An 18,721-nucleotide genomic window follows, 5' to 3' on the forward strand; every position below is an offset into this window, starting at 1 on the left:
ATCGTTCGTGCGCATTTTGCAACGCCCTGACCTTGCCGGGCGTCATCGGGCAGTGCGACAACTCCCGACGTGCGGCATTGTGCCCGACTTCGAGCAATCCGGGTTACTGATCGGCGACTCAAGGTCAACGGCCACCGAACGATGACATCATCTCCTCCTGTGCTGAACTCGGGGCGAAACACCCCGACCGACCCCCGACGGACAACCGTGCCATCACGATCCGACGAAGCAACTGCCAGGTCCGACGAGGCGGCGACAGCGAGGATCCAAAGCCTCGCCACGGTCGCGCGCGCCCTGGGTCTGTCCATCCGCCTGGAGCAGATGCTGGAACTGGCCAGCGAGTCGGCCCTCGCCGCCCTCGGCGCCAGCAGCATCTCGATCAGCCGCCTGCAGCCGGGTACCAGCACGCTGCAGACCCTGATCAACGTGGGTGACCTGGCCCCTGACGAGGAACGCTGGCCGGCCGAGGAGACCTACCACTTCGACGACTACCCCCAGGCCCGCGCGGTGCTGTCCGACCTCAAGGTCTGGATCACCGACGTGGACAACCCGCTGAGCGACCCGATGGAGGTGGCTCTGCTGCAGCGGCTGGGTAAGCGCACCGCACTGGCCGCGCCGCTCATCGTCGACGGCCAACTGTGGGGCGAGTTCTACGCCACGCGGGGTGCGCCGCTCACCCACTTCTCGGCACTCGACCTGGCCTACACCGAGGCCCTCTGCGCGATCCTCGCGGGAGCCCTGTCCCGCGCGATCCATTTCGAGGCCCTCGAACAACTCGCCTTCCGCGACCCCCTGACCGGCCTGGCCAACCGCCGCGCCCTCGACGACGCCGCCGAGGTGGCCCTCCAGCACCGGCGGGCCCTGCGCAACGAGGGCCCCGGCCACCTGACCGATCTGGGCCAGTTGCCCGACCCCCGCGGACGCAACCGATCAAGTGCCGACGCCTCGGCCCGCCGGGTCTCGGCGGTCGCGGTCGATGTGAACGGTCTCAAGAGGGTCAACGACACCGCCGGCCACGCGGCCGGCGACCAGTTGCTGATCTCGGTGGCCCGTCTTCTGATGCAGCATTTCTCCCCACTGATCGGCAGCATGACCGCCCGGGTCGGAGGGGACGAGTTCGTTGTGCTGGTGCCTAATCACTCGGTCGAGGCGGTGCTGTCGTGCGCCGACGCGCTCTGCGCCTCAGCCGCGAACCTGCTGGCGGGAGCCGGAGTGTCCTGCGGCATCGCCAGCACCACTCGGGCCTGGCCGCACCTGACCGCGACCGACCTGTTCCGCGCCGCCGATCAGGCCCAGTACGAGGCGAAGCGCAGGGCGAGCCGGACCGCCGTGTTGTCGACGTCCCTCGTCGACAACTAGACCGGCAACTCGACCGGCAACTCGACCGGCAACTCGACCGGCAACTCGACCGGCAACTGAGGCGACCCGAGGGCGACGGCCGGTGCCGGCGTCCTCAGGCAGCCGGAAGATCTGCCGGTCGCCCGACGATGAAGCCCTGGCCGAACCCGACGCCCAGATCACGCAATGTCTGCAACTCACCGTCGGTCTCGATGCCCTCTGCCACCAGCGACACCTTCGCCTCCTCGGCGAAACCGACCAGACTGCGAGTGAGGGCGAGCCGCATCGGGTCCAGGTCGACGCCACGGACAATCTCGATGTCGAGCTTGATCACCGAGGGCCGCAGCTTCAGCAGATGGACGAAGTTGGCGAAGCCTGCGCCGGCGTCGTCGACGACGATCTCCACCCCGGCCTTCCGCAGCACTCCGAGAGGCTGGGCGAGCAGGGCGTAGTCACGCACCTGGGTGTGCTCGGTGATCTCCACGCTGAGCGGGTAATGGGCGTGACGCAGTAGGAGGTCGACAACACTCGGCGTCATCAGGGCCTCGGCGGACAGATTGACGTTCAGGCGGCCCCCGCCGGGAACCGCGGGCAGTTGCCGCAACGCCGACCGCATGGTCAGCAGTTCCAGCTGCACCCCCACCCCGGCCCGCATCGCCGCCTCGAAAGCATGTGCAGGAGTAGGAAATCCAGGATCGTCAAAGCGGGCGAGCGCCTCGTAGCCGACGACGCCACCGTTCATCAGATCGACGATCGGCTGGTACACCATGCGGAACCGGCTGCCGTCGAGCGCCTCGTGAATGAGCCCGGACTCGCCGATCTGGGCGCGGCGCAACTGCTCGCTCATCACCTCGGCAAGCAGGCCGAGGAACTGCGTGGCGCGCTCGTCCAGCCCCGGTGTACTCACACCGCTGGCACACACCAGCAGCGCCCGGCTGCCGATGGGGATGGCCGCGTAGGACCCGACCCCGTGGATGCGCGTGGTGGGCAGGTCGCGGCTGACCGGGTGCCAGTGCGTGTCGGCCAGATGGGTCGGCAGTGTGCCCGCGAGGATGTGCTGGGTGTACGTGCCCTCGATGGGCGTTCGATGGTCGAGCAGAAAATTCAGTGTCGTCTGACCACAATCGGCGGCCCGCAGAGCCACGTGGTCACCGAGGACCTCGACCACGGCGGCGAACTCCATGCCCAGGTGCACACGAGCCAACCGGAGCAGCCGCCGGATCTCCAGATCCTCACCAGAAACACGTGGTCGCGGAAAGGACGGCGCAGATGCCGTCTCAGTGCTTTCCACAGATTTGCCCCATCCCGGCACTTCGGCGCGCTGATCGTCGACCCAGCTTGATTTTACGGGAGCAAACGTGACCGACCGAGGCAAAGCTTTTCAGCAGTCCCCGGTCCATCGGATTGCGCGCCGGACCCGTGACAGGATTTCCTGCTGAATCCTGTCACATGGGGCTTTTTGCCCCACCGGCAACAAGTGTGATTTATACCACTTGCCACACGGTGGGACCAACTGGGATCACTCCTGGTTGACCGGGTACAGCCCCTGCGCGTAGTTCGAGGACGAGTAGTAGGCCTCGACCTCCGCCAGCGTCTGGTCCGGCCGCTCCATCTGATGGGCGATCTTCGCCCGCGACGGCAGGTGCTCGGGGTTCCAGGTCTCCTGATTCCACAGCTCCGAGCGCATGAACGCCTTGCCGCAGTGGAAGAACACCTCTTCGACGGACAGCACCAAGGCCAGCACCGGGCGGTGGCCCTTGACCACCATCCGGTCGAAGAAGGGCGCGTCACTGACGATGCGCGCCCGCCCGTTGATCCGGAGCGTGTCCGTCCGGCCGGGGATCATGAACAGCAGCCCGGCCCGAGGATTGCTCAGGATGTTCAGGTAGCCGTCGACGCGGCGGTTACCCGCCCGTTCGGGCATGACGACCGTGGTGTCGTCGATGACCTGGACGAAGCCGGCGGGGTCGCCCTTCGGCGAGACGTCGCACGACCCGTCGGCCGCGGACGTGGCCAGCAGGAGGAACGGGGACGCGGCCAGCCACTCCCGGTGTGGCTGCTCCAAACGGGTCATCACCTTGTCCGCCACCCGCTGGATCGGTGTGCCGACCACCTCACGCAGCGCGTCGACGCTGGTCACCTCGGTCATACCCGCCAGCTCGGCCGGTGGCTCGATCTGCATGTGATACCTCCCGTGGTCCCGGGAACGGACCGCCGGGCCGGTTGGGCACCTGCGCCCCTCCCGGAAACCCTGCCCGGTAAGGAACGCGACTGGCAATGGGGTTTCGTCTGCGGGGCAGTGTCCGTCGGGTAGGTGGTTCCCCCAGAATGATGGACGAGGAGACGCGCGGCTTCCCATGGTCGGGGCGAAGACCGGAAGTTTGTCGGTGGCCGCCCCTACGCTTGCGGGCAGATCGACGAAGTGGCCGTTGTCTGGGAGGGGAACGCCGGCATGAGCGAGGTCAGGACCGTCAAGGACGCTCTCGAGATCGATGATCGGGTCGGCGAGGAGCACCAGGCAGACGAACTGGAGCAGTTCCGCACCGAGCTCACGGCCTACGCCTACCGCATGCTCGGATCGGGCTTCGAGTCCGAAGATGCCGTGCAGGAGGCCATGATCCGGGGCTGGCGCGGGCTCGATCGGTTCGAGGGCCGTTCGGCTCTGCGTTCGTGGATGTACCGCATCACCACCAACGTCTGCCTCGACATGCTGAAGAGCCGCGAGCGCCGTGCTCTCCCGATGGATCTGGGCCCCTCGCAGAAGACGGCGGAGGTGGTGATCGGCGAGCCGCTCGGCGAAGCCACCTGGATCCAGCCGATCCCGGACGGCCGGGTGCTCACCGGCACAGCCGACCCGGCCGAGGCCGCGGTGCAACGCGAGACCGTGCAGCTGGCCTTCATCGCCCTCCTGCAGAACCTGCCGCCGCGCCAGCGGGTGGTGCTGATCCTGCGCGAGGTGCTGCAGTGGAGAGCCGCCGAGGTGGCCGAGTTGCTCGACACGTCCGTTGCTTCGGTGAACAGCGCCCTGCAACGGGCCCGGGCCACGCTCGCCACCGACGGCACCACGCCGGACGAGGCGATCGCGAAGGCGACGGCCGGAGCCAGGGCGGGTTCTCTTTCCACCAGCTCGGCCGGCACCACCGACGGTGAGGCCGCCGATCTGCTGCAGCGTTATCTCCAGGTCTTCGAGAACTACGACATGGAGGGCCTGGTGGCCCTGCTGCACGAAGACGCGACCATGTCGATGCCGCCGCTGAACCTTTGGCTGAGCGGCACGCAGGAGATCACCGCCTGGATGACCGGGCCCGGTTACGAGTGCCGGGGCTCCCGGCTCGTGGCCACCTCGGCCAACGGGATGCCGGCGTTCGCCCAGTACCGGGTCGCGCCCGATGGCGGCTGGAAACCATGGAGCCTGCAGGTGCTGCAGGTCGTCGACGGCCGCATCACCGACATGACCTTCTTCCTGGACACGCCTACCTTGTTCCCCTATTTCGGCCTGCCGGACCGTCTGGGGTGAGTCTCTCGCCCGAGGAGGCCACGCACCAGCTCTACGCGGTCGAGCCGGGCCTGTTCACCGCCGAGCGCACGCGTCTGGCTGCCGCTGCCCGCACGAACGGTGACACCGTCGCCGCGAAGTCGATCGGTGGGCTCCGCCGGCCCACCACCTCGGCCTGGCTGGTCAATCAGCTGGCTCGGGGTGAACAGGGCTCCGGTGACGACATGGAGCGTCTCGACCACCTGGGCCGGGAACTCCGTGCGGCCCAGGCCGCCCTCGACGCGCCTCGCATGCGTGAGCTCACGAAGGAACGACACCAGCTCATCGCCGCGCTGGTCCGTCACGCCGAACACGTGGCCGGCGGGGCCGGGCAGAAGGTCAGCGTGGCCGTTCGCCGAGAACTGGAAGACACCCTCGGTGCCGCGGTGGCCGATGAGCAGGCCGCAAGGGCCGTGATGTCCGGCCGACTCACCCGCGCGCTCACATACGCAGGTTTCGGCGAGGTCGACATCACCGAGGCCACGGCCACTCCACTCAGCGTGGTACTGCCGTACCGGGCGCGAGACAGTGACACCGGAGGCACGAAGGAGGCGGCCGGTCGACCCGGCGGCATGAGACGCAGTGACACGAAACTGCGCGATCCAGAACATGATTCTGGCGGAGGTGACCGGAAGAGCACCTCCCCGGACCAGCGCCCAGCCGCTCGGAAAGAACCTCGAGGCCACGTCGAGCAACGGGTCGAGCAACAGACCGCCCGTCGCGCCCGGGCCGAGGGACTGGTCGCGACCACCCGGGCCGAGGTCGCCGAGGCCGAGGCGGAGATGCAGCAGAAGGAACAGGAGCTCGCCGAGCTCACGTCGGAACAGGCCGACCTGCAGGCCAGGCTCGACGAGCTACAGGCCGAAGTGGTGGCGGTGCGTCGCCGGCTCGACGCCGGTGATCGCCGCACGTCCCAGGTCGGGCGCGAGGTGAAACGTCAGGAGCGCCGGCTCAAAGACGCCGGCAAAGCGCTGGAGCGGGCGCAGGCGGCACTCGATCGTCATGAACCGTCCTGAATGAGCGAACCAGGTCTTTCGATGGGATCAAACGATCGAACCTCTCAGGGCTCATAGTCGTCGTGCAGTACGACCCGGGAGAACTCGATCTCCTCCGCCCACTTCCAGAAGTGCAGTCTGCGGGCCTGCGGGGTGTTCCGCTGCAGGGACACCCGGAAACAGGTAGCACCGTCATCGCGCCGCACCGGCTGGTCGTTGCCTCCGAGCCCGGTGCGTAGAGCGTGCATCTGCCGGCCGGCCGACGTCCCGGCCAGCCCGGTGAGCACCTCCACCGTCACATCCACGACCTTGTCGCGGTCGACACCGGGAGTCCCCTCGATCGAGGCCAGGAATCGCGAGCCGAGACGATAGGCCGACAACGGACGCCCCGTCTTCTCCCCCGCCGGGATCCGCCGCGCCCAGCACACCGTCACGTCGAACCGGAAACGGTCTTCAGGATCGGTGAAAAGGTCTTCCGACGAGAGCATCTCGCGGTGATCGCGCTGGGCTCCCCTGCGGTTGCGGCGCCGTAGGCGTTCCAGCTCACGGTCCCGGGCCTCCAGCAGCCCGATCCGCCGGGCCAGTTCGGCCTCCAGATGCTGCATCTCCAGGGTTGACGAGCGCAGTTCCTCCTCCAGCCGGGCCTTCTCGACCAGAGCCAGACGTTTGGCGGAACGTTCCTCCTCCACCGCCAGCAGCGCACTCCGCAGAGCGGTCTTCTTCGCCGGGCGTTCCAGCACCTGCGCGGCCCGGCCGGCCAGCATCGAGGGGGTCGGCCGGGGAAGTTCCCTGACTGTTGAGCCCTCGTGCAGTTGCTCGACGTCGTCCCGGGTTCCGGCATCGCCCTTCTCGAGATAGCTGAGACCGGGCACCCGCACGTTCGGAACGGGGGCGGGCAACGGCACCACGACCGGCCCTGACGGATCAGGACCCTCCGGACGACCGGAGACAGCCGGCGATTCCATCGGCGCGAGCCACCCAGGCCCGCCCGGCAGTACCGCGAGGGACCGCACCGGAACGTCATCATCGACGTCCACCATGCTCAGTGCGGTGCCACCGGCGCAGACCCGCACCGGCACCACCTCCCCCACCGACATCAGGTCCCGCAGATCGTCGGTCAGGTCGCCCGTCACCCGGGCCCGGGACAGGAAGCTCGGGAAACCGGGCAGCAGAGCGATCTCGCACACCGACTCACCCACCGACTCGACCCGTCCGAGAAGTACTTCCCCGTCGACGACCTCGGCCATCCGCTCGCCCGGGGGCATCCGCATCCCGGAGACGTCCAGCCGCCGGGACCGGTCGTCGTAGATCCCGTGCACCTGCATGCCCCGCTCGAACAACCGGTCCGACGCCACCCCGGCGCACAGCAGGCCGACCTGGATCGTCGCGTATCCGCCGCCCTCCAGCATGACCATCGCCTGGGACGGATTCGGGCAACCGCTGACGGTTCCCTTCACCTCCGGTGCCGGACCCCGACCCGGGGCCGCCGTACGGGCCCTCAGCAGGCCGGCCGCATCAGCGGCCCTCAGCCCGTCGTCCAGCAGACGCTCGGTGGTGGCTGTCCCCTCCGCCTCCGAGTAGGCGAACCGCAACCGTGACCGGCGCAGGTCCCGCACCCACTCCAGCCCGGTCGGATAGACCCGCCCGGCACCGCCGTACACCTGGGTCATCTCGGGCATGCCGCGGGAGAACGCCCAGGACGCCGCCGGGTCGCAGATCAGGTAGACGTCGGCCAGCCCGTCCAGTTCACGGGCCAGCCGTCCGGCGTCGATGTAGGGCCGCTCCGCCCCCCGCGCCATCGTGACCACGACCGTGGGTCGCAGCCGTCCGGGCCGGTTGAGCTCCTCGGCCAGTTCCTCGGCCCGCCTGGGACCGGTGATCGTCTGAACTCCCACGCTGCATCCCCCTTTCTCACCGATCGGCAGAACCGGGGACCGTCTGAAGATCAGGCCGTCACGAGGAACCCGGCCACCACGAGTGCCACGGCGATCAGCGTCAGCCGGAACGCCGCTCGTCCGCCGCTCGCCCCGACGCGCCCGATCGCCCCGGTGATCCCGAGAGTCACCCCCGCCGCCAGCAACAGGACCGCGAAAACCTTCCGCAGCACCCCGATACCGTCCGATCCGAGCACCCCGAACAACAGACACGCCGCCGCCAGCGCGATCAGCACCGCCATCACGCTCAGCGAGCGGTCGGGCCCGATGCGCTGGGGCAGCCCTCTCACCCCGGTGATCGCGTCCGCTGCGCTGTCGCCCACCGTGTTCGCGAAGTGCGCGCCGGCTCCGAGCAGAGCGGCAGCACCCATGGTGGACGCCGGTGGCCACTGCCCGAGTACGGCCAGCGAGGCGATGGCCGGGAGAAGACCGAACGAGACCAGATAGGGAAGCGGGCTGATCGGTGCACTTTTCAGCCCGGCGTTGTAGCCGACCGCGCTGAGGACAGCGACGAGATGACAGAGAGCGGCGTCGTTCCCGAGCCGCCAGGACAGCAGAACCGCGGCTGCGGCGGCGCAACAGGCACTCGCAGCAACCACTCTCGCGTCGATCAGCCCGGCGCTGATCGGCTTGTCGGTGCGCTGCGCGACCTCGTCCCGTGAGGCGTCGAACGCGTCGTTGGACCAGCCCACGCACAGCTGCCCGGCCAGGATCGCCACCCCGACCGACACCGCCCGCCCGAAACCGTCCACCGAAAGACCGTTCTGAACGGCGATCGCATACGCCGTAGCGAATACGGTGACGGCCGCGGACGGCAACGGATGGCACGCCGCGAGCAGTCCTCGCGCCGCGCGTCCCCACGTTCGCATCGTTCCTCCAGCCGTTCGGACCACCACCCGCGTCCACCCGCGTCTATCCTGACGTCCGATTCAATCCGATCCAGGCGCCTGCCGTACTGTCGAGATGTGCCCGTGAAGCTGCTGATCATGTCCGACACCCACCTACCCAAACGTGGGCAGGACCTGCCCGCGCAGGTCTGGGACGGCGTGGCGGAGGCCGATGTGGTGTTCCACGCCGGTGACTGGGTGCTGGAGTCATTGCTGGACAAGCTGGAGCGCCGCGCGAAACGCGTGGTCGGGGTGTGGGGCAACAACGACGGGCCGGGTCTGCGCCGGCGCCTGCCGGAGGTGGCCCGGCTGGAGCTGGAAGGCCTCCGGATCGCGATGACGCACGAGACGGGGGCCTCCGACGGTCGGGAGAAGCGCTGCGACAAGGCCTACCCCGACACCGACCTGCTGATCTTCGGGCACAGCCATATCCCCTGGGACACCCTCACTCCGGGCGGCCTGCGCCTGCTGAACCCCGGCTCCCCCACCGACCGCCGCAAGCAGCCCGACCACACCTACCTCACGGCAGTGGCCGAGAACGGCGCCCTTCACGACGTGGTGCTGCACCGGATCTAGGGCCCAGCGCCTGAGCCCTGCCCTCACCGCGGCAACCGCCCAGCATCTGCTGGCTCCAAACACACGAAAGGCCAGGTCCGTAGACCTGGCCTTCGCCGAGGGTGGGCCATCAGGGACTTGAACCCCGAACCCGCTGATTAAGAGTCAGCTGCTCTGCCAATTGAGCTAATGACCCTCGCTGCTCGGCGCCTTGCGGCCCCTCGCTGCGTTGAAAACATTACCAGTTCCCCGGCCCAACTACGAAATTGGTATCCGCTCCCCACCGCGTGACGGGCGGCACAGACGCGTCCAGGCCTGCTCAGAGCACCGGAACCGTCACGCGGGCGGGTGAAGGGGGTCAGGAGGGCGGGAGAACGTACTTCTTCGCGGCGGCCCGGGCCGTCTCACTGTCAGGGCCGGGCTGGGGCACGAAGAGCACCTCGCGGTAGTACTTCAGCTCCTCGATGCTCTCCCGGATGTCGGCGAGGGCGCGGTGGCCACCGTTCTTGGACGGGGAGGCGAAGTACACCCGGGGGTACCAACGGCGGGCGAGCTCCTTGATCGAGGAGACGTCCACGATGCGGTAGTGCAGGTGCGCGTCGATCTCCGGCATGTCGCGCAGCAGGAAGGCGCGGTCGGTGCCGACCGAGTTCCCGGCCAGGGGCGCCTTGCGCGGATCCGGCACCCACGCCTTGATGTAATCCAGTACGAGCTTCTGGGCCTCCTGAAGCGTCACACCACCGTCCAGCTCGGTGAGCAGGCCCGAGGTGGTGTGCATGGTGCGGACCACGTCCACCATGGTGTCCACCACGCCGTCGGGCGGCCTGATGACGACGTCAACACCCTCGCCGAGCACGTTGAGCTGGGAATCGGTGACTAGCGCAGCCACCTCGATGAGGGCGTCCTTCCCCAGATCGAGGCCGGTCATCTCGCAGTCGATCCACACGATGCGGTCCTGCGAACGTTCGCTGTTCTCCGATGTCACGGCCGGTACTCTACGCTCCGAGACGTTCATCGGCTCCTGTTGAACCGCCGGGTACCCCGCGCCGCTAATCTCGACCGGGTGAGCACGCCCTTCCCCACCGGCACCCCCGCGCTGCACCAGCGGCGTCCGAGCATCTTCACGACGCTTCTCTGGGTCGCCGTGATCGTGGTGCTGATCTCCACCGGCTTGCTCAGCCTCCTGGCCATCACGCAGGAGATCGGCATACTCGGCGCCGTCACCGGATCGGTGCTGGCAGCCGTGCCGGTGTTCCCGGTCATCGCCACCTTCCTCTGGCTGGACCGTTACGAGGCCGAACCCCCGTCCCTGCTGGCCCTGGCGTTCGCCTGGGGCGCGGGCGTGTCGACCTTCGGCGCCCTGGTGATCAACACCGCCTCGCTGGTCGCCATCCGCAACGCCGGCGGCGACATGACACACGCCGCTGTGTTCGTGGCACCCTTCGTCGAGGAGGCGTTCAAGGGCCTGGCCGTGGTGCTCATCCTGCTGATGCGCCGCCGGGAGTTCGACGGGGTGGTGGACGGGATCGTCTACGCGGGCATGTCAGGCATCGGGTTCGCCTACGTGGAGAACGTGCTCTATCTGGGACGCACGCTGGCCGACGACGGAACCGGCGGCGGCACCCTCTTCGTGTTCCTGCTGCGCTGCGTGGTCTCCCCGTTCGCGCATCCGCTCTTCACCGCCGCTATCGGGGTGGGCGTCGGGGTCGCCGTGCGCGCGAAGAATCCGCTGGTGAAGGTCTTCGCCCCGATCGCCGGGTACCTGGTCGCCGTCCTGTTGCACGGGGTCTGGAACTGGTCCGCCTCGTCCGGCCTGGCCGGGTTCGCCGCGGCCTACGCGGTCCTGCAGCTACCCGTGTTCATCGCCTTCATCTCGCTGGCCCTGCTGGCCCGCCGCCGGGAGGGCAAGCTGGTCGCCCAGCACCTCGACATCTACGGTCAGACGGGCTGGCTGACCCAGGCCGAGGTGGCCATGCTGGCGTCCCTGCCGGCCCGCCGCGAGGCCCGCGACTGGGCCATGCGTACCGGCGGGACCAGCGCCCGCCGCGCCATGCGCGACTTTCAGGAGATGGGCAGCGAACTGGCCTTCCTGCGTGAGCGGATGGCCCGGGGAACAGCCGCGCCGGACGCCGCGAACACGGAGTACGCCGTCCTCGCCACGCTGTCGGCACTGCGGGACCGCTTCCTGCCGCGGCCCCACCCCGGACCGCCCGCCCCCTGAGTCACTTCTGGATCACCCCTGCATCACCCCAGGAGATGGTCGAAGTCGCCGTCCTTGGCGCCCAGGATCAGCGCCTCGATCTCCGCGTGCGTGTAGACCAGGGCAGGCCCCTGCGGGAACCGTGAGTTGCGCACGGCCACCTGCCCATCCTGCAGCGCCGCCATTTCGACGCAGTTGCCCTGAGAACCGCTGCGGGCTGACTTCTTCCACTCCGCGCTGATCAAGTCAGCCGGCATCCCGTTGTGAAAGTGCGACATCTCGACCTCCAAGTGCTGGGCAGACGACGGTGCTCAGGCTCGGACGCTGGCATGTCCTTCTGCACGTTCATTCTGCACGTGCATTTGCGCGAGCAGCCGGGCAGTTCAGGACTATACGGGCAGGTCGGGCCACTGGCCAGCCCGTTTTGCACACTGTGTGGCCAGTCAGCAACGCCCAGTTATCGATGGTTGTGCACGCAAGGGTGTTATCACCCCAAAGGCGCCCTCAGGCGTCGGCGAGCAGCTTCTGCAGCGTCCGGCGGGTCATGTCCGGCGGGAGACTGTCCACGGTGAGCCGGTCCATGTTCTGCGTGTACCGCTCCACATGGTCCGGCTTGTCGAGGTAATGAGCACTGGTCAGGTGCTCGACATAAACCGTGTCGGGCAGTTCCGGCTCGGGGAACCGCAGGATGGTGAAGGCACCGCCGTCCACCACATGCCCGCCGTAACGGAACGGCATGACCTGCAACGTCACGTTCGGCAACGTCATCATGTCGAGGAGGTGCTCCACCTGCTCGCGCATCACCTTCGCCCCACCCACCGGACGGTGCAGGGCGGCCTCGTCGACCACGGTCCAGAAGTGTGACGGGCTGTTGCGGTGCAGGATCGCCTGGCGTTTCACGCGGAAGTTCACCCGGCGCTCGACCTCTGCCACCGTGGCATTGGGCGCGCCGGAACTGACCATCGCCCGGGCATAGGCCTCGGTCTGGAGAAGGCCCGGCAGAAACTGAATCTCGTAGCTACGGATCATGCTGGCGGCCTCTTCGAGGCCGACGAACGTCTCGAACCAGTTGGGCAGGACGTCGTCGTAGCTGTGCCACCAGCCCGGGGCATTCGCCTCACGGGCGAGAGCCACCAGCATCTCGCGCTGGACCTCGTCCTCGACCCCGTAGAACTCCAGCAGGTCGACGATGTCGCGGTCCTTGAATCCGACGCGGCCGAGCTCAAGGCGGCTAATCTTGGATTCGGACGCGCGAATGCGATAGGCCGCGGCCTCACGGGTCAGATCTTTCGACTCTCGCAGACGTCGTAGCTGGGCGCCCACCAGAATGCGCCGGACCGTCGGTCCACCCGGCGTCGTCACAGTGTGTGCACCTCACCTGAAGTCAAAGAGGATCCGATCGCCCATGAGCGTGGCTCTTCGTGTTCAACCCGCCGCAGTGCCGCGACCTCGTGCCAGTGTGCCATCTCGGCGACCTCAAGTCCTAGCGGAAGCCGCTTTCAGTCAATTTCGGACTGCGCACACATTTACCCCTGATGCACGTGCATCCGCACGAACCAATCAGATACTCTCGAGATGCACGTGCATTTGGCGGTAGCGTTTGCACCGGCACAACGCGTGGCCCAGGGAGAACCGGTCCGGCGAAAGACCGAGGATCCCCGGGGTCGGGAACGAGGTATGGGGCCTGTCGTGGTGATTGCACAGCCGCAGTCCGCGGACGTCGCGCCGTCCGCGAAGCAGAGCACTGCCAAGAACATCAAGCAGGGTGCTGCCGAGATCGACCTCGTCCTCGAGGCCGGGTCTGCCACCTGCATCCTTCCTGTGACCCTTCACGCCGTTCCCCAGGGCCGGGCCATGGTCCGGCGCGGCCTGACCCACCTGGGCGCCGAGTCCGTCGCTGACGACATCGCGCTGGCCGCCACCGAACTCGTCGCCAACGCCATCGAGCACGGCGTGCGCGACGCGGTCGGCCGGGTCGGCGACCCCGACGAACTCCAGCGCCGCCGCGCGGACGCCGTCCGGATCAGCCTGGTGAGCAGCGGCACCCACCTCGTGCTCTCGGTGACCGACCCGAGCCCCACGCCGCCCGTACGCCGCCCTCGCGACCCGTTCGCCGGTGGAGGCCGGGGCCTGCAGCTCATCGAGTCCCTGAGCCTCTGCTGGGGCTGGACCCTGCTCGACGAACAGGACGGGCAGCGGGCCCCCGGGAAATCGGTGTGGGCCATGTTCCCGAAGGTCGCCGTCGAGAAGCCCATCCCTCAGATCCGGATCCAGGGCGCGGCCTGAGCAGTCAGGCCGGCGGCACCGTCAGACGATCTTGCCGACCCCGCTGAGGATACGGATGGGAAGGAAGTTCCCGTCGTTTCTCCATTGCGTGACGTCGACCAGCCCGGGCTCGATCAGCTCGGTGCCGTCGAAGAGCTGTTCCACCTGAGACCGTGACCGCACGACGAGCGGCGTGGGTGAGCTGTCGTAGACCTTCTCCAGCAGTTCGACCGAAGCCGGCTCCATGCCCTCGGAGCAGATCGCGGAGATCGCCAGGTAACTACCGGCCGGCAGCAGACGGCGGTACTGCTCGACCACCTTGATGGCCATCTCGCGCCGCACGAAGTGCAGCACGGCGATGAACAGCAGCCCGACGGGCCGATCCTGGTCGAGATGGGCCTTCAGACGCGGGTCGTCGAGGATCCCGTGAGGCTGGCGCAGGTCATGGTCGAGCGCGAGAACACCGGGGCGGGGTGCGCGCAGAGCGCGGTTGTACGTCATGACGATCGGGTCGTTGTCGACGTACACCACCTTCGCGCCGGGCCGCATCTGCTGAGCCACCTCGTGCACATTCGGAGAGGTGGGGATGCCCGAGCCCAGATCGATGAACTGCTCGACCCCGAGCTCGGCCAGCGCGTTGACGGCACGGATCAGGAAGCCGCGGTTGGCCTGGGCGCAGGCCTGCAGATCGGGGATGACCCGGCCGACCTCGTGCACGGCCTGCCGGTCGATCGCGAAGTTGTCCTTGCCACCGAGCGCGTAGTCGTACATCCGCGCGGCGCTGGGCTTGGCGATGTCGATCTCCGGCGGGATCCACTCCTGCTCGGACGCGGTCCACGACCAGTCGACAGCGATCTGCTCGGCCGGTGGCTCGTGCGGCTGGGTCGTCATCGTCGGCGTACTCCAGACTCGATGCACCAGGTCCCGTTCACCCTATGCGTGGGAACACTTCGGTCTGAATGGTGGAAACCCCCGTCTATGGCATCTAAAGCCTCACTTCGACCGGGAGGAAGGCCGGTGAGCACAGGGAGTGCCCCGGTACTACCCTGGGCAGGTGATCACCGCGTTCGTGATGTTGCAGGCCAGGCCCGACCGGATTCCCGAGGTCGCGACGGAGGTCGCGGGTATCGAGGGGGTGCGGGAGGTGTACTCGGTGACCGGTGACGTCGACCTGGTCGCCGTCGTGCGCGTCGAGCAGCAGGACGACCTCGCCGACGTCATCGCCGATCACCTGGGAAAGGTGGAGGGTGTGACGTCGACGCGTACCTACCTGGCGTTCCGCACCTACTCCCCCGATGCCGTGGACGACGCTCTCACCTCGGGTTTCGACCACTAGATCGGTCATTGGGGACGAGGCCCCTCACCGGGCGCTACCGGCCAGCAAACCGTTGACGATGTAGCGGTTGAACGTCAGGGCCGGCGTGACCGGGACGATGATGGCCAGCACCCCGGCCTCGTCGACCAGGGTCACCGGCACGGTGTGCCGCCCCTGCAGGCCGGCGATCACGACGGTGAGTGGTTGCGTGGACAGATCGCTGGACAGCACCAGTGGCAAGAGGAACTGGGCCCAGGCGACAGGAACGTGATCAGCGCGGTGGAGATGATGCCGGGCCGGGCCATCGGCAGCACGATGTGCCGGACCACCTGCAGTCGGCTCGCCCCGTCCACGGTCGCGGCCTCCTCCAGGCTCACCGGCATGCCGGTGAAGTAGTTGTGCAGCACCCAGGTGGCCAGCGGCAGAAACCCCGAGACGTACACGAACACGATGCCCGTGTAGGTGTTCACCAGCGAGAACTGGCTCATGATCCGGTAGATCGGGATCAGAGTGGCGTAGGAGGGCAACGCCATCGTGGCCAGGACCGTATAGAACAACAGGTTCCGGCCGGGAAACGTCATGCGGGCGAAGGCGTACGCGGCCAGGGTGGCCAGCACGACGGTCAGCGTGCGACGAGCGGACCGACTGAGCGCGATTCTCGACCGGGTGCGGGCCGACGGGAACGTCGATGTCACCGAACTGACCGCGAGCCTCGGGGTCTCCGGCGCCACCGTGCGCCGTGATCTGCAGTCACTGGCCGAGAACCGGATGCTGGTACGCACCCGCGGTGGAGCCATGTCGAACGACGTCGGCGACGAACTGCCCTCGCGCATCAAGGCTTCCCGCTTCCAGGCGGAGAAACGGCGGATCGGTGAGGCCGCGGCCGGGCTGGTCCACGACGGGGCTGTGGTCGGGCTGACCGGCGGATCGACCGCCCTCGAGGTCGCCCGCCACCTGGCCCGGCGACGCGGGGTCACGATCGTCACCAATGCCATCGACATCGCCGGCAAGCTGGCCGGTAACTCCGGGCTCCGCGTCGTCGTGATCGGCGGAATCCTGCGTTCCTCGCAGGAACTCGTTGGGCCGGCCGCCGAGACGATGCTGTCCGACTACCACCTCGACATCGCTTTCATCGGCGTCGACGGCCTCACACCCGACGAGGGCTGCACCACCTACGACGAGATGGAGGCCCAGACCGATCTGGCCTTCCTGCGCCGCTCCCGGCGCAGTGTCGTGATCGCCGACTCCTCCCAACTGGGCAAGGTCACCTTCGCCCGCATCAGCCCGCTGTCCGACGTCAGCGATGTGGTGACCGATACCGGCGCGGACGCCGAGCAGCTGGCCACGCCGGCGGCGACCGGGGCGAGGATCATCGCCGTCTGAGGGCACCGGAACAGCCGGACACCGACTTCGCAGCGGACCGTTCATCGTCCGTCGCTCTCCGTGGACAACGATGGTCCAGGGGTCTGTAACGCTTCGATCTCACTGGGCGACAACCGGGTCCGGAAGGGGCATTCGGGATCGAAGTACCCCTCCGGGGCTGCGATGATCTGATCGATGAGCACCGTCCAGCCTCCACTGAGCGGGTACTACCGCGCCCTTCTGCGGTCGTACCTGACAACGGCGAGCCCTGACCTGGCCGGGACGGTGCACGCCTTCGCCACCCCGGTCGAGAAGGGCGCCGACTCACAGGACCGGCTCTGGACGGCGTGGGGCGAGGTGATCCGTCAGGCGTCCCTGCGAGCGCCCGAAGACCAGACGCGCCTGGTCGATCTCGTCGTCGCCCTGCGCGACCGCGGGGTCAGGCCGGACCCGGCCAAGCCCCAGGTGATCTGGGGGCAGACCCTGTGGACCGATCTGCCGCTGCTGAACTCCCAGATGCGGGAGGCCTGGAACTGGGCCGCCCCGCCGGAGACATCGGACTACACCTGGCGCAACGTCAACGGTTTCGCCGCCCGGCTGACCGTGGCGGGCATCGACTTCGGCCTGCTCGGGCTGTGGACCATCCGTTCCAGCCTCGAGGAGACCACCCAGGTCTCCACGATCGAGCTGATGGCGGCCGCGGAGTGGTTCAAGTACCTCACCGCACAGCTCAAACAGTGGTCCGAGGCCGACCGGCAGTTCGACGGATCGGACGACCCGGCCTCGGCACCGGGAAAGCTGCTGCTGAAAGAGGGCTTCAGCCAGTCCGGGTTCAGCGCCACGCGGCTCAGCTACTGGCAGCGGCGTATCCGTGAGGGCAGTACCCAGAGGTAGACCGGCGCGTCGTCGTCGATACTGGTCACATGCCAGTTCCGGAACAGTCCGCCCTGATCGTGCCCGTCCCCGAGGTGGAGCCGGTGGTGGGCCCGTTCCGCGCGAAGCTGGACGTGAACGCGGCCAAGGGCGTTCCCGCCCATGTGACCGTGCTCTTCCCGTTCCTGCCGCCGTCGGCCATCGACGACGAGGCGCGCACCACGTTGCGTGACCTGTTCGCCGGGCACTCTCCTTTCGAGGTCACCTTTACCGAGGTGCGCTGGTTCGGGGACGCGGTGACCTGGCTGGCTCCGTACCCGGACATCGCCTTCCGGCAGCTCACGGCGGCGGCGTGGGGTCACTTCCCGCAGACGCCTCCCTACGGCGGTGAGCACGACGGCGACCATCCCCACCTGACGCTGGGCCATGGTCACCCGGTCGACGTGCTCCAGGAAGCAGCCGTCGAGGTGACGAGCCGGCTCCCGTTGACCGCCTCGGTCTCGGCTGTGCACCTGATCGCCGGGTCGGACGCTCCGAACTCGTGGCGCACCCTCGACGTGTTCACTCTGGGCAACCACAACTGACCCGTCCGGGCAGTCTGCCCGCCAGCTGTTGAGAACGGGCACCGCAGGCACGATGAGTCAGACGTGGATCACTCGCGAGTTCGGCACTCACGCATTCAGAGGAGCCGGCGGGGGCCTGCTCTCAAGCTCGTGCTGGCCCTGATGTTGCTGTCCCTCGTCATGATCACGCCGATGCTCGCCTGGAATCTCACCGGCGAGAAGGCGGCGCTCGGCCTCAACTACACGCTACGCAGCGCCGAGCTGGCCAGCGGAGGCACGACGACCGCGCGCTGGAACCCGTGTCAGAAGGCGATCGTCTGGCGGGCGAACCTGTCGGGCTGGTCGGCGGGGCAGCGTCCCGCGATGCTCAAGCAGATCCAGACCGCAGTGGCCCGGGTGACGAAGGTGACCGGGATGAAGTACCGCTACGCCGGCACCACCACGTTCATCCCGCGCCAGGAGAACCTGGCCTCGGCTCCGGCCGACATCGTTGTGGCCGTCATCAACCCGAAGACCACGAACTTCTCCTTCAGCGAGAACTCCCTGGGGTACGGCGGCGTGCTGTGGGCGACCTGGTACGGCGGGGACGGTGAAGGAGCGGCTGTGGTGCGGGGTTACGCCATTCTCATTCCCAGCGGGATGAAGAAGCTGAAGCCGGGCTTCGGGCCGGGCAACCGGCAGGGGAACGTGATCCTGCACGAGATGGGTCACGCCACCGGGCTGGACCACGTGCGCAGCAAGGCCCAGCAGATGTACCCCGATCTGACCGCCAAGTCACCCAACGGCTTTGCGCCGGGCGACGTGCAGGGCCTGACGAAGATCGGGACGAAGGCCGGCTGCATCAGCGTGCCGTCGCGCGTCAACATCACCGACTACAACTGAGACGTCATCCGACAGGA

At 67.9% G+C, this 18,721-nt stretch carries 21 protein-coding genes and 1 tRNA gene; 11 read left to right on the forward strand and 11 right to left on the reverse strand.

The window, feature by feature from the left end; translation table 11 throughout:
- Positions 1-207 precede the first annotated feature (207 nt).
- Complete coding sequence (locus QSK05_RS07940) at positions 208-1,359, forward strand: GGDEF domain-containing protein (RefSeq protein WP_285595506.1); 1,152 nt, start codon at positions 208-210, stop codon at positions 1,357-1,359.
- A gap of 94 nt (positions 1,360-1,453) precedes the next feature.
- Here QSK05_RS07940 and QSK05_RS07945 read toward each other — a convergent pair whose 3' ends face one another.
- Positions 1,454-2,533, reverse strand: coding sequence for an EAL domain-containing protein (locus tag QSK05_RS07945; RefSeq protein ID WP_285596495.1), 1,080 nt, complete (start codon positions 2,531-2,533; stop codon positions 1,454-1,456).
- A gap of 324 nt (positions 2,534-2,857) precedes the next feature.
- Entirely contained in the window at positions 2,858-3,520 is a 663-nt protein-coding gene (locus tag QSK05_RS07950) for a pyridoxamine 5'-phosphate oxidase family protein (RefSeq protein WP_285595508.1), read from the reverse strand.
- A 270-nt stretch (positions 3,521-3,790) separates the two neighbouring features.
- Between QSK05_RS07950 and QSK05_RS07955 the strand changes: the two genes are divergently transcribed.
- Positions 3,791-4,855, forward strand: coding sequence for a sigma-70 family RNA polymerase sigma factor (locus QSK05_RS07955; protein WP_285595510.1), 1,065 nt, complete (start codon positions 3,791-3,793; stop codon positions 4,853-4,855).
- Positions 4,852-5,889, forward strand: coding sequence for a hypothetical protein (locus QSK05_RS07960; RefSeq protein WP_285595512.1), 1,038 nt, complete (start codon positions 4,852-4,854; stop codon positions 5,887-5,889). Before QSK05_RS07955 ends, QSK05_RS07960 begins: the two co-directional genes overlap by 4 nt.
- Before the next feature lie 44 nt (positions 5,890-5,933).
- On the opposite strand, the gene QSK05_RS07965 is transcribed toward QSK05_RS07960, so the two are convergent.
- Both QSK05_RS07965 and QSK05_RS07970 read right to left on the reverse strand, forming a co-directional pair.
- On the reverse strand, positions 5,934-7,763 hold the full coding sequence (locus tag QSK05_RS07965; protein ID WP_285595514.1) for a hypothetical protein: 1,830 nt from the start codon (positions 7,761-7,763) through the stop codon (positions 5,934-5,936).
- A gap of 50 nt (positions 7,764-7,813) precedes the next feature.
- Positions 7,814-8,671, reverse strand: coding sequence for a UbiA family prenyltransferase (locus QSK05_RS07970; protein WP_285595516.1), 858 nt, complete (start codon positions 8,669-8,671; stop codon positions 7,814-7,816).
- A 102-nt stretch (positions 8,672-8,773) separates the two neighbouring features.
- On the opposite strand from QSK05_RS07970, the gene QSK05_RS07975 reads away from it, so the two are divergent.
- Complete coding sequence (locus tag QSK05_RS07975; protein ID WP_352300694.1) at positions 8,774-9,265, forward strand: metallophosphoesterase family protein; 492 nt, start codon at positions 8,774-8,776, stop codon at positions 9,263-9,265.
- Positions 9,266-9,367: 102 nt separating this feature from the next.
- Here the strand turns inward: QSK05_RS07975 and QSK05_RS07980 are convergent.
- Both QSK05_RS07980 and orn read right to left on the reverse strand, forming a co-directional pair.
- Positions 9,368-9,440 (reverse strand) — tRNA-Lys (locus tag QSK05_RS07980).
- Between the two features lie 162 nt (positions 9,441-9,602).
- Complete coding sequence (gene orn / locus QSK05_RS07985; RefSeq protein ID WP_285595520.1) at positions 9,603-10,229, reverse strand: oligoribonuclease; 627 nt, start codon at positions 10,227-10,229, stop codon at positions 9,603-9,605.
- Positions 10,230-10,307: 78 nt separating this feature from the next.
- Between orn and QSK05_RS07990 the strand changes: the two genes are divergently transcribed.
- Positions 10,308-11,465 (forward strand): PrsW family intramembrane metalloprotease, encoded by a 1,158-nt coding sequence (locus QSK05_RS07990; RefSeq protein WP_285595522.1) that lies wholly within the window; start codon positions 10,308-10,310, stop codon positions 11,463-11,465.
- A gap of 23 nt (positions 11,466-11,488) precedes the next feature.
- Here QSK05_RS07990 and QSK05_RS07995 read toward each other — a convergent pair whose 3' ends face one another.
- Together QSK05_RS07995 and QSK05_RS08000 are read right to left on the reverse strand one after the other, a co-directional pair.
- Entirely contained in the window at positions 11,489-11,722 is a 234-nt protein-coding gene (locus tag QSK05_RS07995) for a DUF397 domain-containing protein (RefSeq protein ID WP_352300436.1), read from the reverse strand.
- 226 nt (positions 11,723-11,948) lie between these two features.
- Positions 11,949-12,806, reverse strand: a complete 858-nt coding sequence (locus QSK05_RS08000) for a Sco1979 family transcriptional regulator (protein WP_285595526.1) — start codon at positions 12,804-12,806, stop codon at positions 11,949-11,951.
- Positions 12,807-13,133: 327 nt separating this feature from the next.
- On the opposite strand from QSK05_RS08000, the gene QSK05_RS08005 reads away from it, so the two are divergent.
- Positions 13,134-13,730, forward strand: coding sequence for an ATP-binding protein (locus QSK05_RS08005; RefSeq protein WP_285595528.1), 597 nt, complete (start codon positions 13,134-13,136; stop codon positions 13,728-13,730).
- A gap of 21 nt (positions 13,731-13,751) precedes the next feature.
- Here the strand turns inward: QSK05_RS08005 and QSK05_RS08010 are convergent, their stop codons facing one another.
- Positions 13,752-14,600, reverse strand: coding sequence for an SAM-dependent methyltransferase (locus QSK05_RS08010; protein ID WP_285595530.1), 849 nt, complete (start codon positions 14,598-14,600; stop codon positions 13,752-13,754).
- Positions 14,601-14,763: 163 nt separating this feature from the next.
- Between QSK05_RS08010 and QSK05_RS08015 the strand changes: the two genes are divergently transcribed.
- Complete coding sequence (locus tag QSK05_RS08015) at positions 14,764-15,045, forward strand: Lrp/AsnC family transcriptional regulator (RefSeq protein ID WP_285595533.1); 282 nt, start codon at positions 14,764-14,766, stop codon at positions 15,043-15,045.
- Positions 15,046-15,069: 24 nt separating this feature from the next.
- Here the strand turns inward: QSK05_RS08015 and QSK05_RS08020 are convergent, their stop codons facing one another.
- Positions 15,070-15,216 (reverse strand): hypothetical protein, encoded by a 147-nt coding sequence (locus QSK05_RS08020; protein WP_285595535.1) that lies wholly within the window; start codon positions 15,214-15,216, stop codon positions 15,070-15,072.
- Positions 15,213-15,641: a carbohydrate ABC transporter permease gene (locus tag QSK05_RS08025; RefSeq protein ID WP_285595537.1), complete on the reverse strand. Its 429-nt coding sequence runs from the start codon at positions 15,639-15,641 to the stop codon at positions 15,213-15,215. The genes QSK05_RS08020 and QSK05_RS08025 overlap by 4 nt, the downstream gene beginning before the upstream one ends.
- Here QSK05_RS08025 and QSK05_RS08030 point away from each other — a divergent pair.
- The 4 genes from QSK05_RS08030 to QSK05_RS08045 all read left to right on the forward strand — a co-directional run bounded on the left by QSK05_RS08030 (position 15,631) and on the right by QSK05_RS08045 (position 18,704).
- Positions 15,631-16,407, forward strand: coding sequence for a DeoR/GlpR family DNA-binding transcription regulator (locus tag QSK05_RS08030; RefSeq protein WP_285595538.1), 777 nt, complete (start codon positions 15,631-15,633; stop codon positions 16,405-16,407). The genes QSK05_RS08025 and QSK05_RS08030 overlap by 11 nt on opposite strands.
- Positions 16,408-16,581: 174 nt before the next feature.
- The gene (locus QSK05_RS08035; protein ID WP_285595540.1) at positions 16,582-17,280 is read left to right on the forward strand and encodes a DUF3632 domain-containing protein; all 699 of its coding nucleotides are present in this window, start codon (positions 16,582-16,584) and stop codon (positions 17,278-17,280) included.
- Positions 17,281-17,309: 29 nt separating this feature from the next.
- Positions 17,310-17,843: a 2'-5' RNA ligase family protein gene (locus tag QSK05_RS08040; protein ID WP_285595542.1), complete on the forward strand. Its 534-nt coding sequence runs from the start codon at positions 17,310-17,312 to the stop codon at positions 17,841-17,843.
- Positions 17,844-17,906: 63 nt separating this feature from the next.
- Entirely contained in the window at positions 17,907-18,704 is a 798-nt protein-coding gene (locus QSK05_RS08045) for a M10 family metallopeptidase domain-containing protein (protein WP_285595544.1), read from the forward strand.
- Positions 18,705-18,721 lie beyond the last annotated feature (17 nt).

The organism is Kineosporia sp. NBRC 101731, assembly GCF_030269305.1.
Lineage (GTDB): Bacteria > Actinomycetota > Actinomycetes > Actinomycetales > Kineosporiaceae > Kineosporia.

What these genes read in the sequence shown, in the direction of transcription:
- QSK05_RS07950 (WP_285595508.1), bottom strand. Translation starts at nt 3,520, where the DNA reads ATGCAGATCGAGCCACCGGCCGAGCTGGCGGGTATGACCGAGGTGACC.
- QSK05_RS07955 (WP_285595510.1), top strand. Translation starts at nt 3,791, where the DNA reads ATGAGCGAGGTCAGGACCGTCAAGGACGCTCTCGAGATCGATGATCGG.
- QSK05_RS07970 (WP_285595516.1), bottom strand. Translation starts at nt 8,671, where the DNA reads ATGCGAACGTGGGGACGCGCGGCGCGAGGACTGCTCGCGGCGTGCCAT.
- QSK05_RS07995 (WP_352300436.1), bottom strand. Translation starts at nt 11,722, where the DNA reads ATGTCGCACTTTCACAACGGGATGCCGGCTGACTTGATCAGCGCGGAG.
- QSK05_RS08010 (WP_285595530.1), bottom strand. Translation starts at nt 14,600, where the DNA reads ATGACGACCCAGCCGCACGAGCCACCGGCCGAGCAGATCGCTGTCGAC.
- QSK05_RS08035 (WP_285595540.1), top strand. Translation starts at nt 16,582, where the DNA reads ATGAGCACCGTCCAGCCTCCACTGAGCGGGTACTACCGCGCCCTTCTG.
- QSK05_RS08040 (WP_285595542.1), top strand. Translation starts at nt 17,310, where the DNA reads ATGCCAGTTCCGGAACAGTCCGCCCTGATCGTGCCCGTCCCCGAGGTG.